This is a genomic window from Azospirillum sp. B2RO_4, assembly GCF_051124815.1.
Lineage (GTDB): Bacteria > Pseudomonadota > Alphaproteobacteria > Azospirillales > Azospirillaceae > Azospirillum.
On the sequence record NZ_CP118485.1, the window covers coordinates 1,443,019 to 1,462,931 of the forward strand.

At 66.5% G+C, this 19,913-nt stretch carries 17 protein-coding genes and 1 riboswitch; of the genes, 3 read left to right on the plus strand and 14 right to left on the minus strand.

Annotated features, from left to right (window positions below):
- Window positions 1-5: 5 nt before the first annotated feature.
- The 5 genes from PWS46_RS06890 to PWS46_RS06910 all read right to left on the minus strand — a co-directional run bounded on the left by PWS46_RS06890 (window position 6) and on the right by PWS46_RS06910 (window position 7,595).
- The gene (locus PWS46_RS06890) at window positions 6-905 is read right to left on the minus strand and encodes a lytic transglycosylase domain-containing protein (RefSeq protein WP_434619828.1); all 900 of its coding nucleotides are present in this window, start codon (window positions 903-905) and stop codon (window positions 6-8) included.
- A 94-nt stretch (window positions 906-999) separates the two neighbouring features.
- Window positions 1,000-3,141 (minus strand): excinuclease ABC subunit UvrB, encoded by a 2,142-nt coding sequence (uvrB, locus tag PWS46_RS06895; RefSeq protein WP_085089501.1) that lies wholly within the window; start codon window positions 3,139-3,141, stop codon window positions 1,000-1,002.
- A gap of 135 nt (window positions 3,142-3,276) precedes the next feature.
- Window positions 3,277-3,669 carry a DUF6285 domain-containing protein gene (locus PWS46_RS06900; RefSeq protein WP_434619831.1) on the minus strand — a complete coding sequence of 131 codons (393 nt, stop codon included), beginning with the start codon at window positions 3,667-3,669 and terminating at the stop codon, window positions 3,277-3,279.
- On the minus strand, window positions 3,669-4,751 hold the full coding sequence (locus tag PWS46_RS06905; RefSeq protein ID WP_085089503.1) for a phosphotransferase family protein: 1,083 nt from the start codon (window positions 4,749-4,751) through the stop codon (window positions 3,669-3,671). The genes PWS46_RS06900 and PWS46_RS06905 overlap by 1 nt, the downstream gene beginning before the upstream one ends.
- Window positions 4,752-4,949: 198 nt before the next feature.
- The gene (locus PWS46_RS06910; protein ID WP_434619836.1) at window positions 4,950-7,595 is read right to left on the minus strand and encodes a glycosyltransferase; all 2,646 of its coding nucleotides are present in this window, start codon (window positions 7,593-7,595) and stop codon (window positions 4,950-4,952) included.
- A gap of 188 nt (window positions 7,596-7,783) precedes the next feature.
- Here PWS46_RS06910 and PWS46_RS06915 point away from each other — a divergent pair, with 188 nt between their 5' ends.
- A complete protein-coding gene (locus tag PWS46_RS06915; RefSeq protein ID WP_434619839.1) occupies window positions 7,784-7,999 on the plus strand; it encodes a hypothetical protein in 216 nt (71 codons plus the stop codon).
- Between the two features lie 150 nt (window positions 8,000-8,149).
- Here the strand turns inward: PWS46_RS06915 and gcvPB are convergent, their stop codons facing one another.
- The 5 genes from gcvPB to PWS46_RS06940 form a co-directional block, all read right to left on the minus strand.
- Complete coding sequence (gene gcvPB, locus PWS46_RS06920) at window positions 8,150-9,721, minus strand: aminomethyl-transferring glycine dehydrogenase subunit GcvPB (protein ID WP_434619841.1); 1,572 nt, start codon at window positions 9,719-9,721, stop codon at window positions 8,150-8,152.
- Window positions 9,718-11,061: an aminomethyl-transferring glycine dehydrogenase subunit GcvPA gene (gcvPA, locus tag PWS46_RS06925; RefSeq protein ID WP_434619844.1), complete on the minus strand. Its 1,344-nt coding sequence runs from the start codon at window positions 11,059-11,061 to the stop codon at window positions 9,718-9,720. The genes gcvPB and gcvPA overlap by 4 nt, the downstream gene beginning before the upstream one ends.
- A 1-nt stretch (window position 11,062) precedes the next feature.
- A complete protein-coding gene (gene gcvH, locus PWS46_RS06930; protein ID WP_109155828.1) occupies window positions 11,063-11,437 on the minus strand; it encodes a glycine cleavage system protein GcvH in 375 nt (124 codons plus the stop codon).
- 50 nt (window positions 11,438-11,487) lie between these two features.
- Window positions 11,488-12,600 (minus strand): glycine cleavage system aminomethyltransferase GcvT, encoded by a 1,113-nt coding sequence (gene gcvT / locus PWS46_RS06935; protein ID WP_434619847.1) that lies wholly within the window; start codon window positions 12,598-12,600, stop codon window positions 11,488-11,490.
- A gap of 171 nt (window positions 12,601-12,771) precedes the next feature.
- Window positions 12,772-12,887: riboswitch (glycine riboswitch) on the minus strand.
- A 204-nt stretch (window positions 12,888-13,091) separates the two neighbouring features.
- Window positions 13,092-13,628 (minus strand): hypothetical protein, encoded by a 537-nt coding sequence (locus tag PWS46_RS06940; RefSeq protein WP_434619850.1) that lies wholly within the window; start codon window positions 13,626-13,628, stop codon window positions 13,092-13,094.
- Window positions 13,629-13,848: 220 nt separating this feature from the next.
- Between PWS46_RS06940 and ispH the strand changes: the two genes are divergently transcribed.
- Both ispH and PWS46_RS06950 read left to right on the plus strand, forming a co-directional pair.
- Window positions 13,849-14,826 carry a 4-hydroxy-3-methylbut-2-enyl diphosphate reductase gene (gene ispH, locus PWS46_RS06945; protein ID WP_434619853.1) on the plus strand — a complete coding sequence of 326 codons (978 nt, stop codon included), beginning with the start codon at window positions 13,849-13,851 and terminating at the stop codon, window positions 14,824-14,826.
- Between the two features lie 81 nt (window positions 14,827-14,907).
- Complete coding sequence (locus PWS46_RS06950) at window positions 14,908-15,150, plus strand: hypothetical protein (RefSeq protein WP_434619856.1); 243 nt, start codon at window positions 14,908-14,910, stop codon at window positions 15,148-15,150.
- Between the two features lie 338 nt (window positions 15,151-15,488).
- Here the strand turns inward: PWS46_RS06950 and PWS46_RS06955 are convergent, their stop codons facing one another.
- The 4 genes from PWS46_RS06955 to PWS46_RS06970 form a co-directional block, all read right to left on the minus strand.
- Window positions 15,489-16,574 carry a pyridoxal phosphate-dependent aminotransferase gene (locus tag PWS46_RS06955; RefSeq protein ID WP_434619859.1) on the minus strand — a complete coding sequence of 362 codons (1,086 nt, stop codon included), beginning with the start codon at window positions 16,572-16,574 and terminating at the stop codon, window positions 15,489-15,491.
- A 162-nt stretch (window positions 16,575-16,736) separates the two neighbouring features.
- Entirely contained in the window at window positions 16,737-17,522 is a 786-nt protein-coding gene (locus PWS46_RS06960) for an amino acid ABC transporter ATP-binding protein (RefSeq protein ID WP_434612932.1), read from the minus strand.
- Window positions 17,523-17,552: 30 nt separating this feature from the next.
- Window positions 17,553-18,659: an amino acid ABC transporter permease gene (locus PWS46_RS06965; RefSeq protein WP_434612935.1), complete on the minus strand. Its 1,107-nt coding sequence runs from the start codon at window positions 18,657-18,659 to the stop codon at window positions 17,553-17,555.
- Between the two features lie 5 nt (window positions 18,660-18,664).
- Window positions 18,665-19,864 (minus strand): amino acid ABC transporter permease, encoded by a 1,200-nt coding sequence (locus PWS46_RS06970; RefSeq protein ID WP_434612938.1) that lies wholly within the window; start codon window positions 19,862-19,864, stop codon window positions 18,665-18,667.
- Window positions 19,865-19,913 lie beyond the last annotated feature (49 nt).

Here is a 19,913-nt window from a genome sequence, read left to right on the forward strand (position 1 = left end):
ACTGACTATCCCTTTTTCGGCGATTTGCCGCCGCGTGGCAACTCCGCCTCCGCATCGCGCCCTGCGGCAGCGCGGATGGCGGGCAGCGCCGATGATGCTTCCGTCACCGAAGCGTCGAACGGATGCCGGACATTGTCGTAAATGCGGCGGATGATACGGACATAGTTGCGCGTCTCCGCATAGGGAGGAACGCCCTTGTAGCGGTCGACCGCCCGCTCTCCGGCATTGTAGCCGGCCAACGCCAGCGTCACGTCGCCCTGGAAATAGGCGAGCAGCCAGCGCAGATACTTCACCCCGCCGGTGATGTTCTGCTTTGGGTCGAAAACGTCGCCGACGCCGAAGCGATCGGCCGTGTCGGGGATCAGCTGCATCAGGCCGGCCGCTTCCTTCGGCGAAACCGCATCGGTGCGGAAGGCGCTTTCCGCCTGGATCACCGCCAGCACCAGCGCCGGGTCGATGCCGTATTTCGGCGCGATCGAGTTGACAAGCGCCACCACCTCCGCCGGGGGAGGACCGATCTCGCGCACCGGGCCGCCACCGGGACGGCACCAGGGACGGATGCGCCCCATGCGGCCGGGAACATAGTTGACCAGCCGCCGCGCCTCCGGATGTCCGCGCGACGCGGCGGCGCGCAGCCAAGCGGTGCCGAGCCGCCGGTCCTTGCGCACGCCCTTGCCGAACAGATAGCGGCGGGCCAGCCGGAAGGCGGCGTTTGCGTCGCCCTGCTCGGCGAGTTCACAATCGGTGGATTTGCTCTTGAGCGATGGCGCAGGCAGTTCGGCCACGGCGTCCGGCTTCGTTGCCGATTTGGCGTCCGCTGCCATGGCGATGGGTGCCGACGCAATACCGGCGCCCCACAGCGCCAGCACGATCAGCGGCACCCTCACGACGCGACGAACCGGCAAACCTCAACCCTCCTGCGCACCCGCGGCATTGTACGGGATGCGGAAGTATGGTGTTGCAACCTGCCGACGACAAGGGCGGGTCGCCAAGGGGGGCTTATGGTCCGCGGCGGCGGCGCCCCTGCTTCTTCGGCGCCCCTTCGGGAATGCCGCGGCCCTGGCGGGCACTGCTGATTCCGATGCTCCCCGGGGTCTCCAGCCCCAGATCCATCGCCTCCAGCCGGCGCAGCTCGTCGCGCAGGCGGGCGGCCTCTTCGAATTCCAGGTCGGCGGCGGCGGCGCGCATGCGCTTTTCCAGATCGGCGATGACGTTCTTGAGGTTGTGCCCGACCAGTTCGTTGGAGTTCAGGCCGGTCTTCACGGTCACATGGTCGCCGCGCTCGAACACGCTTTCCAGGATGTCGCCGATGGCCTTCTTCACCGATTCCGGCGTGATTCCGTGTTCCAGGTTGTAGGCCATCTGCTTTTCCCGGCGGCGCGCCGTTTCATCGATGGCGTACTTCATGCTGTCGGTGATCTTGTCGGCATAGAGGATCGCCCGCCCATCGACGTTGCGCGCCGCGCGGCCGATGGTCTGGATCAGCGAGGTCTTGGAACGCAAATAGCCTTCCTTGTCGGCGTCCAGGATCGCCACCAGCGCGCATTCCGGGATGTCCAACCCCTCGCGCAGCAGGTTGATGCCGACCAGCACGTCATAGGCGCCGAGCCGCAAATCGCGGATGATCTCGATGCGCTCCAGCGTCTCCACGTCTGAGTGGATGTAGCGCACGCGCAACCCCGCCTCGTGCATGTACTCGGTCAGCGCTTCGGCCATCTTCTTGGTCAGGGTGGTGACCAGCACGCGATAGCCCTTGGCGACCACCTCCTTGCATTCGCCGATCAGGTCGTCGACCTGGGTTTCGGTCGGACGGACGATCACCGGCGGGTCGATCAGGCCGGTCGGGCGGACCAGCTGCTCGGTGAAGACGCCGCCTGTGCGCTCCAGCTCCCAGGGCCCGGGGGTGGCGGAGACGAAGACCGTCTGCGGCCTCATTCCCTCCCACTCCTCGAACTTCAGCGGCCGGTTGTCCTTGGCGCTGGGCAGGCGGAAGCCGTAGTCGGACAGCGTCGATTTCCGCACCAGGTCGCCGCGATACATGCCGCCGATCTGCGGCACCATGACGTGGCTCTCGTCCACGATCAGCAACGCATCGCCCGGCAGATATTCGAACAGTGTCGGCGGCGGGTCGCCCGCCGCGCGGCCGGTCAGATAGCGCGAATAGTTCTCGATGCCGGCGCAGGAACCGGTTGCCGCCATCATCTCGATGTCGAAGGTGGTGCGCTGTTCCAGCCTTTGCGCCTCCAGCAGCTTGCCCTCGGCGGCGAACTCTTCCAGCCGGTCCTTCAAGTCCTTCTTGATCTGGTTGATCGCCTGATTTAGCGTCGGCTTCGGCGTCACATAGTGGCTGTTCGGATAGACGCGCACCGCCTCCAGCGCCGCCAGCTTCTCGCCGGTCAGCGGGTCGATCTCGTGGATGCCCTCGATCTCGTCGCCGAACAGCGAGATGCGCCACGCCCGGTCTTCCATGTGGGCCGGAAACAGCTCCACCGTGTCGCCGCGCACGCGGAACAGACCGCGGCCGAAGGCGGCGTCGTTGCGCTTGTACTGAAGCTCGGTCAGCTTGCGCAGCAACTCGGGCTGGGCGATCACCTCGCCTTTACGGAGATCGACTGTCATCTCCGAATAGGTTTCGACCGAACCGATACCATAGATGCAGGACACCGACGCGACGATGATGACGTCGTCCCGCTCCAGCAGTGCCCGCGTCGCCGAGTGGCGCATGCGGTCGATCTGCTCGTTGATCGAGGACTCCTTCTCGATATATGTGTCGGTGCGCGGGACATAGGCTTCAGGCTGATAATAATCGTAGTAGGAGACGAAGTATTCCACCGCATTATTCGGGAAGAAGGACTTCATCTCGCCATACAGCTGAGCGGCCAGCGTCTTGTTCGGTGCCAGGATCAGCGTCGGACGTTGCACCGTCTGGATGACGTGCGCCATGGTGAAGGTCTTGCCTGAACCGGTGACGCCCAGCAGCACCTGATCCTTCTCGCCCTGCCGCAGGCCGCTGGTCAGTTCCTCAATGGCATTCGGCTGGTCGCCCGCGGGTTTGAAATCCGACGAGATGACGAACTGCTTTCCGGCTTCCAGCTTCGCGAGCGGCCGGGCAGGAATGGCGGACAGGACGGGGCTTGCCATGGGGCGGCGATCCGATCAGAGGACGGGTACGGAACGGGAACCGATTATATGGCCGCAACGCCCCCGTCTGTCGAGCGTAGGCTGAGCGGCACTGCGCCCCGCGCATGCGAAACGCAGTGCCGCCCCGGAATCGCCTTACTGTTGTCCCAGCGCCTTCGGGTTCGAGATGCCCAGCCGCGCCTGGACGATGGCCTCCAGCGAATCCATCAGCACGTCCTGCCCCTCATTGTCGAAGTCGCCGGCGGCGATCTCGATGCACAGGCGATGCTGCAAGGCCTCAACTCGTTTGCGCAGATCGTCGCCGGATAGCCCATCGTCTGCGTCCTCGCCATAGAGCAGGGCAAGCGCCGCCAGCATCGAATGGCCGGCGGTGTCCAACCCCTTCAACTCGCGCTCGGCAATCTCCAGCGCGTTGGCGACCATCAGCGCGGCGAAGCGAGCTTCCGGCGCCACATGGGGAAGTACATCGGCACGGAAGGTGGAGGCGGCGATCTGCAGAAGACCGCGGGCGTCGGGATTGGCGCGCATCAGGCTACCTTCTCCACCGCGCCGGTCGCCATGCCGCCGATGGAGCGGAGATGGCGCAGCATGTCCATCTCGATCTCCGGCAGCATTCGCCCGGTCAGCGCCAGTTCCAGCGACGGCTCTGCGCCGGAGCTGTGGCGCAGGCCCTGCTCCACCGCGATGGCCGCCCAGCGCAGGTAAGCGGCCGTCTCCCAATAGGCGACGCGCAACGGATCGACACGGCGGCCGGAGGTCTCCTCATAGCCGGCATAGAAATCCGCGCGGTCGGCGATGCCGCCTGCCTCCCGGTCAGGACGGCGGAACCGCCAGGAACGGGCGCAGAACCAGCCGAGATCCTCCATCGGGTCGCTGAATCCGGCGAACTCCCAATCCAGGATCGCGGTCAGGGCGCCATCCTTGACCAGATAGTTGCCGGTACGGAAATCGCGATGGCATAGCACCACCGCACCCGGCAGCGGCGCGTTTACCTCCATCCAGCGCAGGCCCCAGGCGATCACCGGGTCGCGGCGCCCCAGATCGCCGAACCAGCGGCGATACTGAGCCAGCGTCTCCTGCGCCGGGCATTCCGGCGCGTCGCCCAGCCTCTCCAGCCCCTCGGTCTCCGGGGTGATCCGATGCAGCAGGCCAAGCTGCCTGCCAAGCTCCCGCGCCAGTTCCGGCTGAGCCGCTTCCGACCGCGTCACCGCATGGCCGGCGCCAAGTCCTTCAGCGCGCCGCATGATGTAGAAGTCATGGCCCAGCACGGCGGGGTCGTCGCAGGCGAACAGCGGCTCCGGCGCCGACACTCCGCCGGCGAAGGCGGCCCGCAGCACAACGAACTCCCGCAGCTTGCCGATGCTGGCCGAAATACGTCCACCTCCCTCGGCCCGCAGCACACAGGCGTGACGGCCGGCTAGCGGCCCGCCGTCGATGTCCAGGGTCACCGCAAGATTCAGGGAGATCGCGCCACCGCCGAGCCGTCCATCCTCCGTCACCACGACGCGGGATGCACCGGCCTGCGCGGCCAGCCAGTTTTCCAGACGAACGCGATTGTCGCCCGACAGCAGCGATGGCGTGGACTGGTCGGACGCTTTGACGACGTGCATGGCGTTCTCCCTCCAGAGGTTGCATGGCGCGTTGGTTCGCGCGTCCTTATCGATTTCAGCCGTCGATGGTAGGCACGAAGCGCTGTTGCCGACAAGTTTCACCTTGGTGAGAAAAGCACCCCTACCCCCAAAAAAGTCGGCCCCTCCCCCGCCGATCGGGCGGGAAAGGGGCCGCATCTTGCATCAGGTGGAAAGTGGTCAGGCGGCGACCGGATGGTTCGCGCCCTGCTCCTGATTGGCCGTGACGGCCTGCTGGGTGGCGGGGACCGGCGCCGGCTTGGCTTCGCGGACCGGCAGCATGTCACCGATGCCGAAGGCGACGGCCATCAGGTTCGGCACCGCCATGGCGGCGAGCAGCACCGACCACAGTTCCAGCGACAGAGTGCCCAGCGGGTTCACCAGGGCGGCGGTGGCCGACGAGGCGACCAGGGCGGCGGACAGCCAGGCTTCGGGCTTGGCACAGAAGCGGCCGGCGGTGCGTTTGCCGCCCTTGGCGGTCACCCGGAAGGCATCTTGGCTGCGGAACAGGCCGCGGACGACGGCCAGGGCGACCGTGGTGGACAGCGCCATCCCGACGGCACAGGCGCCAAGGCTTTCCTTCCAGCTGTTGCCGGAGGCGTAGCGCGAGGCCAGCAGGCTGGATCCGGCACGCAGAACCAGGGCACCCAGGACGGCGGCAGTGGCGGCCACCGGCGGCAGGTGCAGCGGCAGAACCAGCGAGGCGAAGGTCCAGACCACGGCGGCGGCGGCGGCGAACAGGCCCACGGCATCGGACCACCAGCGGATCCAGTTGGTGACGTAGCCCAGCTTCTGGCGCGCGCTCAGCTCGGCCGCACCCGGCAGGAACTTCTTCCAATGGGCGCGGACGATCTGCGTGGAGCCGAACACCCAGCGGTCACGCTGCTTGCGGAACTGCATGAAATTGTCCGGAGCCAGGCCGGCGCCGAGCCGTTCGTCGGTGTAAGCGGCGCGGTAGCCGGCCGACAGGATGCGCAGGCCCAGTTCGGTGTCCTCGCAGATGCCGGCTTCCGACCAGCCGCCGACCTGATCCATCGCCGACCGGCGCAGCATGATCATCGTGCCGTGGCAGATGAAGGCCTGGGACGACACGCCTTCCTGCATGCCGACGTCGAAGAAGGGACGGTATTCGGCGGTCATCGCGGCCTTCAGCGCCGTCTCGTGGCCGTCGCGGTGCTCCTGCGGGGCCTGGACGATGCCGACCGACGGATCGGCGAAGGTCGGGGCCAGCTTCGACAGCCAGTCGGGCGACACGGTGTAGTCGGCGTCCAGCACGGCGACGATCTCGGCGGCCGGATCGGTGTGGCGCAGCGCGGCGTTCAGGGCGCCGGCCTTGAAGCCGGAGATCTTCTTGTACCAATGGAACTTGAACTTCGGACCCAGCGCCCGGCACATCTCCTCCACCGGGCGGACGAGGTGTTCCTCCTCGGTGTTGTTGATGAGGACGACGACCTCGTAGTTCGGGTAGTCCAGCCGCGACAGCGAGGCCAGCGTGGCGTTCAGCACGTCAGGCTGTTCGCGGCAGGCGGCGACGTGGATGGAGACCATCGGCTTGTGGTCGCTGCTGGGCACGGCATGCGGCAGCAGCGCCGGGGCGCGGCCGGTCAGCAGCCGGCGGGCGACATCCACCAGATCGGCAAAGGCGACGCTCATCATCAGGGCGCCCAGCGCGAAGGCGGAGCCCCAGGTGGTCAGCGCGCCGAAGGTCAGATACTCGGCGAAGGCACCGGCGACGGCCGAACCGATGGCGAAGCCGATGATGTTGGCACCCATCGAGGCGGCCAGCGCGAAGCCGGCGTTGGTCCGGCGGCGGAAGACGGCGAAAGCCGACAGGGCCAGACCGACGGCGAGCGCGACGCCCGCACCGACGCGGTCGCCATAGGACGCGGCGACCGCACCGGTCATCGACCATTTCGGCTGACGGTCGGCATCCAGCACGCCCCAGGTCGGGCCGGGCGAGCCTTCAATGGTGGACTTCCAGATGCCGTCGAAGGCCTCGACGACGTTGTAATGGATGCCGAGCGCGTTGGCTTCCGCCGCGAAGCCGCGGACGACGGCGGCCTGGGCCTCCGGCGTCGGATAGGCGTCGTGGAAGTTCTCGCCACCCGACGGCCAGCCGACCTCGCCGACGAACAGCGGCTTGCCCGGATGCGCCTTGCGCACGGTGTCGAGACGGTCGCGGATCCAGGTCAGCGCATCGGAGACCGGAACGCCTTCCCAGTAGGGCAGCACATGGACGCCCATGAAATCGGACGCCTTCACCGTGGCGTCGGCCTTGACCATTTCCGACCAGACGTCGGCGGTGCCGACCTTGATGTTGGCCGGGACGGCGGCGCGCACGCGCTTGATGTAGCCGGCCAGCTCGGCGTCGGTCAGTTCGGCGCGCAGCAGCGTTTCGTTGCCGACGACGATGCGCTTGATGCCGCGGAATTCCTTGGCCAGCGCGATGCCGTGCAGCACTTCACGCTCGTTGCGGACCTTGTCCTTGCTCAGCCAGATACCGAGCGTGACGTCCAGCCCCTTGGACACCGCGATCTCCGGCACCTCGCCCTGCGAACCCAGCGTCGAGTAGGTACGAACGCCGTCGGCGAAGCCGGCGATGGCGGTCATGTCCTTCTCGATGTCCTTGCGCGGAACGATCGGCTGGTGGTTGGGATCGTAGCTGCGGCCCGAGGGCGAATAGGACACGGATTCGATGCGGCCGGGTTCCGCGTCCACCGCCGTGGGCGCGTTGCGCCAGGACCAGAAGGACGCGTGGCCGGCGGTCACGGCCAGCAGTGCGGCGACGATGGCTGCGCGCCGGATCGAGTTCTTCGGGTTGCTCATGGGGAGTTCGCGTTGCCCTGTTGCAGGGTGGCCGTTCGCCACCGGACATCCGCACAAACGGGCAGACCGACTTCCCTATTCCGTCACTTCCAAAAATTTTTTGTGCGCTGCGGAGAGCGGAACCCTGACGTTCTCCCCCTGTTGGACAACGTCCGGTTCCATACTCCAAAAACACAGGAGAGCGCCCCATGGCCACCCGCCACGAAGACAGCCCGGAACACAAGAAGGCCCACGATCTGGCCGAGCAGGCACTGGACAAGGCCGCCGGCGGCGATCCCCGCAAGGCGCGCGACCTGATCGAGGAAGCCAAGCGCATTGATCCCAAGATCGGCGAGGAGATGTCCCGCGAAGCCGCCGCGGATCAGAAGAAGGCCGACAGGTACGTCGACAAGACCGACAAGTGAGCCGCGAGATCTCCCTCTCCCGTCCCGGGAGAGGGAGGGGACCCGCGCCGAAGGCGTGGGGAGGGTGAGGGGGATTCCAAGGATCGCGAAGCGCCTGGCTTCTTGCCTTACCCCTCACCCTTCCCTCTCCCGGGACGGGAGAGGGAGTTTTTACTCCGCCGCCACGGCCTCCACCACGACCGGCGGGGTCCAGCGCAGCACCGGCTTGCGGGCGGCGGCGGTCTCGTCCAGGCGACGGCGCGGCGTCAGACGCGGAGCGGCCTGGAAATAGGCGACATCACCCGACTTCGCCCGTTCGGCCAGCGCCCGCAGCGCATCGACGAACTGATCGAGGCTGGCCTTGCTTTCCGTTTCGGTCGGCTCGATCAGCAGCGCACCGTGGACAACCAGCGGGAAATACATGGTCATCGGGTGGAAGCCCTCGTCGATCAGGGCCTTCGCCATGTCGAGCGTGGTGACCCCCGTTCCCTTCAGGAAGCGGTCGTCGAACAGGCACTCGTGCATGCACGGCCCCTCGAAGGAGGCCGTCATCACATCCTCCAACCGCGCCATGACGTAGTTGGCGTTCAGCACCGCATCGCCCGACGCCTGCCACAGCCCGTCGGCGCCGTGGCTGAGCATGTAGGAGAGTGCGCGGACGAACATGCCCATCTGGCCGTGGAAGGCCTTCATGCGGCCGAAGGCCAGTCCGTCGCCGGCATTCTCCACCAGCGCGAAGCCGTCCTTGCCATGCGTCACGTAAGGCACCGGGATGTAGGGCGCCAGCGATTCCGCGAACACCACCGGCCCCGACCCCGGCCCGCCGCCGCCATGCGGGGTGGAGAAGGTCTTGTGCAGGTTGATGTGCATGACGTCGATGCCGAGGTCGGCCGGACGCACCCGCCCGACAATGGCGTTGAAGTTGGCGCCGTCACAGTAGAAATAGCCGCCCGCCGCATGCACCGCGTCGGCGATCGCGATGATGTCGCGTTCGAACAGGCCGCAGGTGTTGGGGTTGGTCAGCATCAGGCCGGCCACTTCGGGACCGAGCTTGGCCTTCAGCGCCTCCAGATCGACACGGCCGTCGGCGGTGGCCGGAATGGCGTCGACGCTGTAGCCGCAGGCGGCGGCGGTGGCCGGGTTGGTGCCGTGGGCGCTTTCCGGCACCAGGATCTTGGTGCGGCCGCTGTCGCCCTTGGCCTCATGCGCTGAGCGGATCGCCATGATGCCGCACATCTCGCCATGGGCACCGGCGGCGGGCGCCAGCGTCACGGCAGCCATGCCGGTCAACGTCTTCAGCCAATGGGCCAGCTGGTCCATCAACTCCAGCGCGCCCTGCACCGTGCTGACCGGCTGCAGCGGATGCACGTCGGAGAAGCCCGGCAGCCGCGCCATCTTCTCGTTCAGGCGCGGGTTGTGCTTCATCGTGCAGGAGCCCAGCGGATAGAAGCCGCTGTCGATGGCGTAATTCTTCTGCGACAGGCGGGTGTAGTGGCGGACCACCTGCGGCTCGGCAAGGCCGGGCAGACCGACCTTGGCGCGCGGCTTCACCGCCCCCAGGCGCGAGGCCACCTTCGGCACGTCGGGCAGGTCGACGCCGGTGCGGCCGGCGCTGTCCTGTTCGAAGATCAGCGGCTCTTCGATCTGCAGGCCGCGGTTGCCGGTGACAGTGCCGGTCACGCTGTCGAACCCGGCGCTGCCGGCGGGAATGGCCGACGGACGGCCCTGGTTGTTCATGCTCATGCCAGAACCTCGGTCAAGGCAGCCGCGAAGGCATCCATGTCGGCGTCGGTGTTGGTTTCGGTGACGGCGACCAGCAGCAGGTCCTCCATCTCGCCCAGATAGAGGCGCGACACCGGCACGCCGCCCAGGATGCGGCGCTTGGCGAGTTCCTCGACCACCGCGGCGGCCGGCTTCGGCAGCTTCACCGTGAATTCGTTGAAGAAGCCGTCGTTCAGCACCTCGACACCCGGGACCGCCGCCAGCTTGTCGGCCATCTGGACCGCCTTGGCGTGGTTCAACTGGGCCAGCTGCGTGATCCCGGCTTCGCCCAGCAGGCTGACATGGATCGAGAAGGCCAGCGCGCACAGGCCGGAGTTGGTGCAGATGTTCGAGGTTGCCTTCTCGCGGCGGATGTGCTGCTCGCGGGTGGAGAGCGTCAGCACGAATCCACGGCGGCCGTCGGCGTCCACCGTCTCGCCGCACAGGCGGCCCGGCATCTGGCGGACATATTTGTCCTTCACCGCGAACAGCCCGACATAGGGGCCGCCGAAATTCAGCGCGTTGCCGAAGGACTGGCCTTCCGCCGCGACGATGTCGGCACCCATGTCGCCCGGCGGCGTCAGCAGACCGAGCGACAGAGCCTCCGTCACAACGACGATCAGCAGCGCGCCCTTGGCCTGACAGGCGGCGGCCAGATCGGTGTAGTCGCGGACATGGCCGAACACGTCGGGGTTCTGCACGACGACGCAGGAGGTCTTGTCGTCGACCAGCGCCAGCAGATCCTCGCCGCCGGTCGGGGCGGCCGGCAGGGCCACCGCCTCGAAGCCGATGAAGCGGGCATCGGTGGTGGTCACGTCGCGGTAATGCGGGTGCAGGCCGCCGGACAGGATCGCCTTTTTCCGCCGGGTAACGCGGTTGGCCATCATTACCGCTTCGGCGCAGGAAGTGGCGCCGTCATACATCGAGGCGTTGGCGACATCCATGCCGGTCAGCAGCGCGACCTGGGTCTGGAATTCGAACAGGACCTGCAGCGTGCCCTGGCTCACCTCCGGCTGGTACGGCGTGTAGGCGGTCAGGAACTCGCCGCGCTGGACCAGATGGTCGACGGTGGCCGGCACATGGTGGCGGTAGGCACCGGCGCCGAGGAAGCTGGGCACGCTCCCGGCCGGCAGGTTCTTCGCCGCCATGGACCCCAGCAGCCGCTCGACCTCAAGCTCGCCCATATGGTTGGGCAAGCCCCCGATCGGGCCGGCCAGTTGGGCCGCCTTTGGAACATCGCGGAACAGGTCTTCGACCGATGTTGCGCGGACGGCCTCCAGCATCGACTGCCGGTCGGCCTCGGTCAGGGGCAGATAGCGCATGTCAGTGAGATTCCTCAACGAAGGCCTTGTAGGCCGATTCGTCCATCAGACCATCGAGTTCGGAGGCGTCCTTCAACTGGATCTTGAAGAACCAGCCATCGGTTTCGGCGGCGCTGTTGACCATCGACGGGTCATCGACCAGGGCCTGGTTGGCTTCGACGACGGTGCCGGAGACCGGGGCGTACACGTCGCTGGCGGCCTTCACGGATTCGACGACGGCGGCTTCCTTGCCCTGCTCCAGCACGCGGCCGGCCTCGGGCAGCTCGACAAACACAACGTCGCCCAGCTGGCTCTGGGCGAAGTCGGTGACGCCGACGGTGGCGACATCGCCATCGACCTGAACCCACTCGTGGTCCTTGGTGAATTTCTTGCTCATCGAAAAGGTTCCCTGTCCAAACGGTTGCTTGTGATTAGGTTGCAGAGGCATCAGCCCCGGTAGTAACGCTGCGGCACGAAGGGCGTGGCGGCGACGCGGGCGGGCAGCGGCTTGCCGCGCACCATCAGCGTCAACGGCGTGCCGACCGCGGAGTTCGCGATGTCGACATAGCCCATGGCGACCGGCGCGCCGGCGGTCGGGCCGAAGCCGCCGCTGGTGATCTCACCGATGCGGGTGCCGTTGGCGTCCTGAATTTCGGTATGCTCACGGGCCGGCTGGCGGCCTTCCGGCTGGATGCCGACGCGGCGGCGCGTGGCGCCTTCGGTAAGCTGCCGGTGGATGATGTCGTAGCCGGGGAAACCGCCCTCGGCGCGGCGGCGCTTCGGCAGCGTCCATTCCAGCGCGCCTTCGACCGGCGTCGTGGTGGTGTCGATGTCGTGGCCGTAGAGGCAGAGCCCGGCCTCCAGCCGCAGCGAGTCGCGGGCACCCAGCCCGATCGCCTCGACCTCCGATTCGGCCAGCAGCGCGCGGGCGATCATCTCGGCATCGGCGTTGGCGCAGGAGATCTCGTAGCCATCCTCGCCGGTATAGCCGGAACGGGTGAGGATCACCGGCACGCCCTTGAAGGTGGCGGACAGGTAGCTCATGAACTTCATGGTGGCAGCCTCCGGCACGAAGCGGGCCATCACCTCGGCCGCCATCGGACCCTGGAGCGCCATCAGCGCCAGATCGTCAAGCAGCTCGACCTCGGCCTTGCCGGCCAGCTTCTCGCGCAGATGGGCGACGTCCTGCTCCTTGCAGGCGGCGTTCACCACCAGGAACAGGTGGTCGCCGGCATTGGTCACCATCAGGTCGTCGAGGATGCCGCCCTGCTCGTTCAGGAACAGCGTGTAGCGCATGCGGCCCTGCGCCAGCCCCTTGATGTCGCCGGGAACCAGGGTTTCCAGGGCGGCGGCCGGATCTTCGCCGGTCAGGCGGACCTGCCCCATGTGGGACACGTCGAACAACCCGGCCTTTTCGCGGGTATGCTGGTGCTCCTTCAGGATGCCCAGCGGATACTGCACCGGCATGTCGTAGCCGGCGAAAGGCACCATGCGGGCGCCAAGCTCGACATGGAGCGCGTGCAGCGGGGTGGTCTTGAGAGCGGTTGCGGCCTCGGTCACGCGCGGGTCCTCCGACAAGGTTTCAGCGCCCGCATCGGGATCGATGCAGGAAGCTGCCCCCTCTGTCTTGGACCTGAGAGATTCACCGCCGTCCGGTCGAGCCGGGCACCCGGTTTACTCCTTCGGTGAGTCGCGGCGACTGGGCGCCGAGGCTGCTTTCCAGAGTTGCCTTATCCCCTTGCGGTCCTTTTGCCTGAGAGTTTCCGGGGGCGGTTGCTCCTTCGGCGCCGCCCGCGGACCTGTCGATTTACGACAAGGCCACAAGCGATCTCTCCCGCGAGGGATCATCGGCGTGATGGCGGCACAGTGTCGCGAACAGACAAGTTTGTCAATCGGCGGATCCGGTGCCAAACCCGCACCCTCGACGGCCGTCATCCCCGCGAAGGCGGGGATCCAGGCTTCCGGATCAAGCGGTTGATGCGGCTGGATTCCCGCCTGCGCGGGAATGACGATCGAAAAGGGAAGGCTCCGGCACCGATGAACCGCAGCGCCTACTTCTTCATCTGCGTCCGGTTGAAGTTCAGCTGGTCCGGAGTCAGCTGGAATCCGAGATAGATCTTCCAGTCCTTGGCGTTGGCGTCCTTGGGCAGCGGGATCTTCGGGGTCAGTTCCTCGCGGGTGCCGGCGCGCGGCTGACCGGGGACGAAGGTCACGTCGGTGTCGAAATAGGCCTTCGACACCAGCGTATCGTCCGGCTGGGCCAATGCTACGAAATACTGGTACTTGGCGGGGTTGCCCTGAAGGGCCGGGCCGCGCTCGGCCACCAGATAGACGTTCACGTTCACGGTGACGCCGTCGCTGGTGTAGTCGCAGCTGCCGGTGAAATCGACCAGGGCGGCCCGCGACTCCAGATCGGTCAGATCCTTGCCGCCGGGGCGGAAGACCGTCACTTCCTGCAGATCGCGGACGATGTTGACCTTCGGACAGGCCAGTGCCGCCTCCGACGGGTTCGTCGGCCCCAACCCCATGCCGGAGCAGCCGGAAAGCACCAGCACGGCCCCGGCCGCGAGCAGCGCAGGGCGGCCCATCCCAAAGAGGGACGCCAGCGGGCTTTTCCGGGCGGGGGTTCCTATATTACGGTCGCGGCGGTCCATCGGTTCGGCCTGATCGGTTGACGGGCTGTTGGACCGCGACTTTAGTGTCCCAGCTTGACCGGCACAAGACCGCGCGGCGGTTCTATCCCTTGTGACCGTCTGGCGCAGGACCACCTAAGGGCGACCCACTCCACGCAAGGGCGGTACAGCGCATATGACCACGACCTCTCCCCAGGCCAACCGGCCCTTGACGATCCTGCTGGCGGCGCCGCGCGGCTTCTGCGCCGGGGTGGACAGGGCGATCCAGATCGTCGAGACGGCGCTCGACCGCTACGGGGCTCCGGTCTATGTCCGGCACGAGATCGTTCACAACCGCTTCGTGGTCGAAAGCCTGGAAGCCAAGGGCGCCGTCTTCGTCGATGAGCTGACCGAGGTACCGGATGGACGCCCGGTGGTCTTCTCCGCCCATGGCGTGCCGAAATCAGTGCCGCAGGCGGCGGAGGCGCGCGGGCTGTTCTATCTCGACGCAACCTGCCCGCTGGTCAGCAAGGTCCACCGCGAGGCGGAACGGCATTTCGAGGACGGCAAGCAGATCGTCCTGATCGGCCATGCCGGCCATCCGGAGGTGATCGGCACCATGGGCCAGCTGCCCGACGGCGCCGTGGTGCTGGTGGAAACGGTGGCCGACGTGGCGACGCTTGAGGTGCAAGACCCGGAAAACCTCGCCTATGCCACCCAGACCACCCTGTCGGTCGACGAGACGACGGAGATCCTGGCCGCGCTCCAGTCCCGCTTCCCCGCCATCGCCGGTCCGAAGAAGGAGGACATCTGCTATGCCACCACCAACCGTCAGGCGGCGGTGAAGGCCATCGCGCCGAAGGTGGAGGCGCTGCTGGTGCTGGGTGCGCCGAACTCCTCCAACTCCAAGCGGCTGGTGGAGGTGGCGAAGACCCATGGCTGCCCGGCCGCCCAGCTGGTCCAGCGCGCCGCGGACATCGATTGGAGCGCGCTGTCCGGCGTCGCCCGCCTCGGCATCACCGCCGGCGCGTCGGCGCCGGAAGTGCTGGTCGAGGAGGTCATCGAGGCCGCCCGCGCCCGTTTCGACGTGACGGTGGAGGAACTGCGCACGGCGACGGAGAACATCGTCTTCAAGCTGCCGCGCGCGTTATCGGTGGAGCGGGAGGAAGTTTGACGGCGCCGGAACCCGGTCGCGGGGCGGCGCGTTGCTTCAGGCGGAGCGCACGCTCCGCCGTGACGAGCGTGAGGTGAAGCCTTGGTTGGTTGGATCATTCGGACGCTGGTGCTGTGCTTCGTCGTCGGCTTCGTGCTGTCGTTCCTGCGCATCGATCCGGCCAGCATCCTGACGAACAGCTGGCAGACGGTGCAGGACATCGTCGCATTGATGATCGACGCCGGCCGCTGGGCGCTCCCCTACATCCTGATCGGCGCGGTCGTGGTGGTGCCGCTGTCGGTGATCGGGCTGGTGCTGCGCTGGCGCTCGCGCCCACCCTCATGACGCTTCGCCGTCCGGATTCCGGACAAAAAAACAGGAGGCACCGGAACCGGAGCCTCCTGTGAAACAGGGAGGGTTAGAGACAGTCATAGGTCTACGCCCACCCACCCCCTCCCGCCTTGATGCATGTCAACGGACAGTCACTTTCCGTCAGCCTCCCCGCCTGAAAGAAAAAGCCGGAGACATCCATGCGGATGCTCCGGCTCAGTGATACAGGGAGGGTTAGAGACAAGAAGGACCTTATCCGGAAGCGCATAGACCGTTCGTTGATCTGCATCAAAAAAGGCGAAAATCTCGGAAATCCGTTCGCGTCGTTCCGTCGCGGGCGTCGGCCGGTCCGATCAGCCGAGAATCTCCGCCAGTGCCACCACCAGCGCCTTGTTCTCCTCCTCGCGGCCGACGGTGATGCGCAGGCAGTCGGACAGGCCGTACTCGGTCACCGGCTTCACCAGGATGCCGCGGCGGGCGAGATGGTCGATGACCGCCTGGGTGCCCAGCGACGGATCGGTCGGCACGCGGGCCAGCACGAAATTGCAGACGCTGGGATAGACGCGCAGCCCGACCCGCTCCAACTCGCGCGACAGCCAGGGCAGCCACCGTGCATTGTGGGCGAAGGTCGCCTCCTCATGCTCCGCATCGCTGAGCGCGGCGGCGGCGGTCAGCTGGGCGGGAAGCGAGACGTTGAAGGTGCCGCGGATGGCGTTCACCGCCTCGATCACCGTGGCGGGACCATAGCCCCAGCCGACCCGCAGGCCCGCCAGCCCGTGCATCTTCGAGAATGTCCGGATCAGCATGACGTTGTCGGAATTCTCGACGATCTCCGTGCCGTCGCTGTAATCCGGCAACCGGCAATAGTCGGCATAAGCCGAATCCAGCACCAGCAGCGTGTTTGACGGCAGGCCGGCCCGCAGCCGCTGCACCGCCTCGGCAGGAATATAGGTGCCGGTCGGGTTGTTGGGATTGGCGAGGAAGCAGATCTTCGTCCGCTCGCTGGCGCGGTCGATCATCGCCTCCACATCCACCACCATGTCGCGCTCCGCCGCGACCACCGCGGTGGCACCGGACGCACGGATCGCCTTGAGGAATCCGCGATAGCCCCGCTCGTGGCAAAGAACCTCGTCACCGGGGCCGGCGAAGGCCTGGGCAACGAGATGGATCAGTTCCTCCGACCCGGCGGTGCAGACGATGCGGTCGGCATCGATCGCATGACGGCGAGCAATGGCGTGGCGCAGCGGTTCCTGGTCCCAATCGGGATAGCAATGGATGCGGGTGGCCGCCTCGCAATAGGCATCCAGCGCCAGCGGGCTGGGTCCGAGCGGATTGTGGGTCAGCGACAGGTCTATCCACCGGCGGCCGTCGCGAGGCGGGCGAGCGGGACGGTACGGCTTGATCTGGCCAACGCTGGGACGGGGGCTGAGCAGGTCCATAACCTCGGTCTCCGGTAGCGGATCGGTCGAACAGCACGTCAGACGACCGATTGAACCGCAAACCGGTGCGCGACGCCACAGGACATTGCGTCGCGCACCCCAACTCGAGGTGTTTTATTTCCAAATAGCAGGCCGGACGGAACCGCCGGCCTGCTGCGCCAATCAGTGGTTTAGAATTTGGCTGAGGAAGAGGCGCGTGCGGTCCGATTTGGGGTTGGAGAAGAACGCGTCCGGCGTGTCCTGCTCCACGATCTCGCCGCGGTCCATGAAGATGACGCGGTCGGCGACCGACTTGGCGAAGCCCATTTCGTGCGTCACGCACAGCATGGTCATGCCGTCCTCGGCCAGCCCGATCATGACGTCCAGCACCTCCTTGACCATTTCGGGATCGAGCGCGGAGGTCGGCTCGTCGAACAGCATCACCTTCGGGCTCATGCACAGCGACCGCGCGATGGCGACGCGCTGCTGCTGGCCGCCCGAAAGCTGGCCGGGATACTTCTTCGCCTGCTCGGCGATGCGCACCCGAGTCAGGTAGCTCATCGCCCGCTCTTCCGCCTCCGCCTTCGGCATCTTGCGGACCCAGATCGGGGCGAGCGTGCAGTTCTCCAGCACCGTCAGGTGCGGGAACAGGTTGAAGTGCTGGAACACCATGCCGACTTCGCGGCGGACCAGCTCGATGTTCTTCAGGTTGTTGGTCAGCTCGATCCCGTCGATGACGATCGTGCCCTTCTGATGCTCCTCAAGCCGGTTCAGGCAGCGGATCATCGTCGATTTGCCCGACCCCGACGGGCCGCAGACGACGATGCGTTCGCCCTTCTGGACGCTGAGGTTGATGTTCTTCAGGACGTGGAACTCGCCGTACCACTTGTTGACACCCGTGCAGCGGATGATCTCCTCGCCGCTGAGGGTGTGCTTCGGCTTGGTGCCCTGGGACATGGCCTGGGACATGGGTCTTGCTTCTCCCTTGACGGCGTCGATCTAGCGGCGATGGCCGCGGTTCAGGTCACGTTCCAGCTTCTGGCTGTATTTCGACATGCTGAAGCAGAAGATCCAGTAGATCACGCCGATGAACAGATAGGCCTCGCGGTAGAAACCGCGCCAGGACGGATCGGACAGCGCGGCCTTCGCGGTGCCGAGCAGGTCGTACAGGCCGATGATGATGACGAGCGAGGTGTCCTTGAAGAAGCTGATGAAGGTGTTCACCAGCGGCGGGATGGCGATGGCCAGCGCCTGCGGCAGGATGATCTTGCGCATCTTCTGCCAGTAGCTGAGCCCCAGCCCGTCGGCCGCCTCATACTGCCCCTTCGGGATCGCCTGCAGGCCGCCGCGGATCGCTTCCGCCATATAGGCGGCGGCGAACATGATGAAGGCGATCTGCGCGCGCAGCAGCTTGTCGACGGAAACGCCGTTCGGTAGGAACAGCGGCAGCATCACCGACGCCATGAACAGCAGGCTGATCAACGGCACGCCGCGGATCAACTCGATGTAGGTGACGCACAGCACCTTCACCGCCGGCATGTCCGACCGCCGGCCCAGCGCCAGCAGGATCGACACCGGAAAGGCGACGGCCAGACCGATCACCGACAGGATAATGGTCAGCGGCAGGCCGCCCCACAGCGTGTTCTCGACATAGGTCAGGCCGAAGACGCCGCCCCACATCAGGATCGCCACCACTGTCAGCCCGGCGGCCCAGACCAGCCCGAACCACGGCTTCCAGAAGCGGCGGTCGCAGCTGGCGACCAGCAGCGCGATGAAGACGCAGATGGTCAGCAGCGGCCGCCACTGCTCATCCCACGGGAACATACCGAACATGATGAAGCGCAGCTTCTCGCCGATGAAGCCCCAGCAGGCGCCGCCGGCGTCCTGCCGGCAGACCGTGGAGTTCGAATCGAAGCCATGCGCGTTGACGACCAGCCAGCCGACGAAGGGCGGGATCGCCGAGACCAGCAGCGCCAGGACCAGGATGGTCAGGATGGCGTTGTACCAGCTGTTGAACAGGTTGCTCCGCAGCCACGCGATCGGGCCGACGGTGTTGGCCGGCGGACGCTCGTCCGGCAGGCCGACGCTTTGCACGTTGTCGGTCATGGCCGTTACCGCTCCACCAGCGCGATGCGCTTGTTGTACCAGTTCATGAAGATCGAGATGCTGAGGCTGATGACCAGATAGGTGCCCATGATCATCGTCACGCCTTCGATCGCCTGACCGGTCTGGTTAAGCGTCGTGTTGGCGATCGACACCAGATCGGGATAGCCGATGGCCAGCGCCAGCGAGCTGTTCTTCATCAGGTTCAGATACTGGCTGGTCAGCGGCGGCACGATCACCCGCAGCGCCTGCGGCAGGATCACCAGACGCAGCGTCGGACCGCTCGGCAGGCCGAGCGCGCGCGCCGCCTCGGTCTGGCCCCAGTTGACCGCCTTGATGCCGCTGCGCACCACCTCGGCGATGAAGGCCGCGGTGTAGAGCGTGAGGCCGGTCAGAATGGCGAAGAACTCGGGCGAGATCGCAAGGCCGCCAGAGAAGTTGAAGCCGGCCAGCTTTGGCATGTCGAGCGCCGTCGGCGCCCCGCCGGCGATCCAGGTCAGGATCGGCAGGCCGAGGATCAGGCCCAGCGCGGTCCACCCCGCGGGGAAGGGCTGCCCGGTGCGCGCCTGCCGCGCCTTGGCCCAGCGCGACATGCCCCAGGCGGCGACGATGCCGACCAGCAGGGCGATGCCCATCTCGGCCCAGACCGGATCGGCGAGTGGCACGGGGAAGCGCAAGCCGCGCTGCGACAGGAAGACACCCGGAATCGGATTCAGCGCCTGACGCACCGCCGGCAGTCCGTCCGAAACCAGCGCGTACCAGAAGAACAGCTGCAGCAGCGGCGGGATGTTGCGCACGATCTCGACGTAGGTCGACGCCAGCTTGGCGATCAGCCAGTTGCTGGACAGCCGGGAAACGCCGATGACCGTGCCGATGATCGTCGCCAGGATGATGCCGATGACCGACACCTTCAACGTGTTCAACACGCCGACCAGGAAGGCCCGGCCATAAGTGTCCTTCGGCGAATAGTCGATCAGCGACTCGCCGATGCCGAAGGCCGCTTCACGCCCCAGGAAATCGTAACCGGTCGCGATCGATCGCCGCGCGAGGTTGTCGAGCGTGTTGGAAATAAGGAACCAGCCGACCAGAGCGACCGCGCCGACCACCAGGATCTGGTAGACGATGGCACGGAACGTCGGGTCGCTGAGGGAAATGGATACGCCACCCGGCGGCGGAGCGCCTTGGGTGGTCCGGGTCTCGGTCGCCACGGACTACTCTCCCCCAACCATCGCGCCCCATACGGTGCCCACGCGGTCC

Excerpts from the sequence above, each read along its gene's own strand:
- ispH (WP_434619853.1), top strand. The coding sequence starts at position 13,849 with ATGACCACGACCTCTCCCCAGGCCAACCGGCCCTTGACGATCCTGCTG.
- gcvH (WP_109155828.1), bottom strand. The coding sequence starts at position 11,437 with ATGAGCAAGAAATTCACCAAGGACCACGAGTGGGTTCAGGTCGATGGC.
- gcvPA (WP_434619844.1), bottom strand. The coding sequence starts at position 11,061 with ATGCGCTATCTGCCCCTGACCGAGGCCGACCGGCAGTCGATGCTGGAG.
- PWS46_RS06905 (WP_085089503.1), bottom strand. The coding sequence starts at position 4,751 with ATGCACGTCGTCAAAGCGTCCGACCAGTCCACGCCATCGCTGCTGTCG.
- PWS46_RS06960 (WP_434612932.1), bottom strand. The coding sequence starts at position 17,522 with ATGTCCCAGGCCATGTCCCAGGGCACCAAGCCGAAGCACACCCTCAGC.
- PWS46_RS06900 (WP_434619831.1), bottom strand. The coding sequence starts at position 3,669 with ATGCGCGCCAATCCCGACGCCCGCGGTCTTCTGCAGATCGCCGCCTCC.
- PWS46_RS06915 (WP_434619839.1), top strand. The coding sequence starts at position 7,784 with ATGGCCACCCGCCACGAAGACAGCCCGGAACACAAGAAGGCCCACGAT.
- uvrB (WP_085089501.1), bottom strand. The coding sequence starts at position 3,141 with ATGGCAAGCCCCGTCCTGTCCGCCATTCCTGCCCGGCCGCTCGCGAAG.
- gcvPB (WP_434619841.1), bottom strand. The coding sequence starts at position 9,721 with ATGAGCATGAACAACCAGGGCCGTCCGTCGGCCATTCCCGCCGGCAGC.
- PWS46_RS06910 (WP_434619836.1), bottom strand. The coding sequence starts at position 7,595 with ATGAGCAACCCGAAGAACTCGATCCGGCGCGCAGCCATCGTCGCCGCA.
- PWS46_RS06940 (WP_434619850.1), bottom strand. The coding sequence starts at position 13,628 with ATGGGCCGCCCTGCGCTGCTCGCGGCCGGGGCCGTGCTGGTGCTTTCC.
- PWS46_RS06965 (WP_434612935.1), bottom strand. The coding sequence starts at position 18,659 with ATGACCGACAACGTGCAAAGCGTCGGCCTGCCGGACGAGCGTCCGCCG.
- PWS46_RS06955 (WP_434619859.1), bottom strand. The coding sequence starts at position 16,574 with ATGGACCTGCTCAGCCCCCGTCCCAGCGTTGGCCAGATCAAGCCGTAC.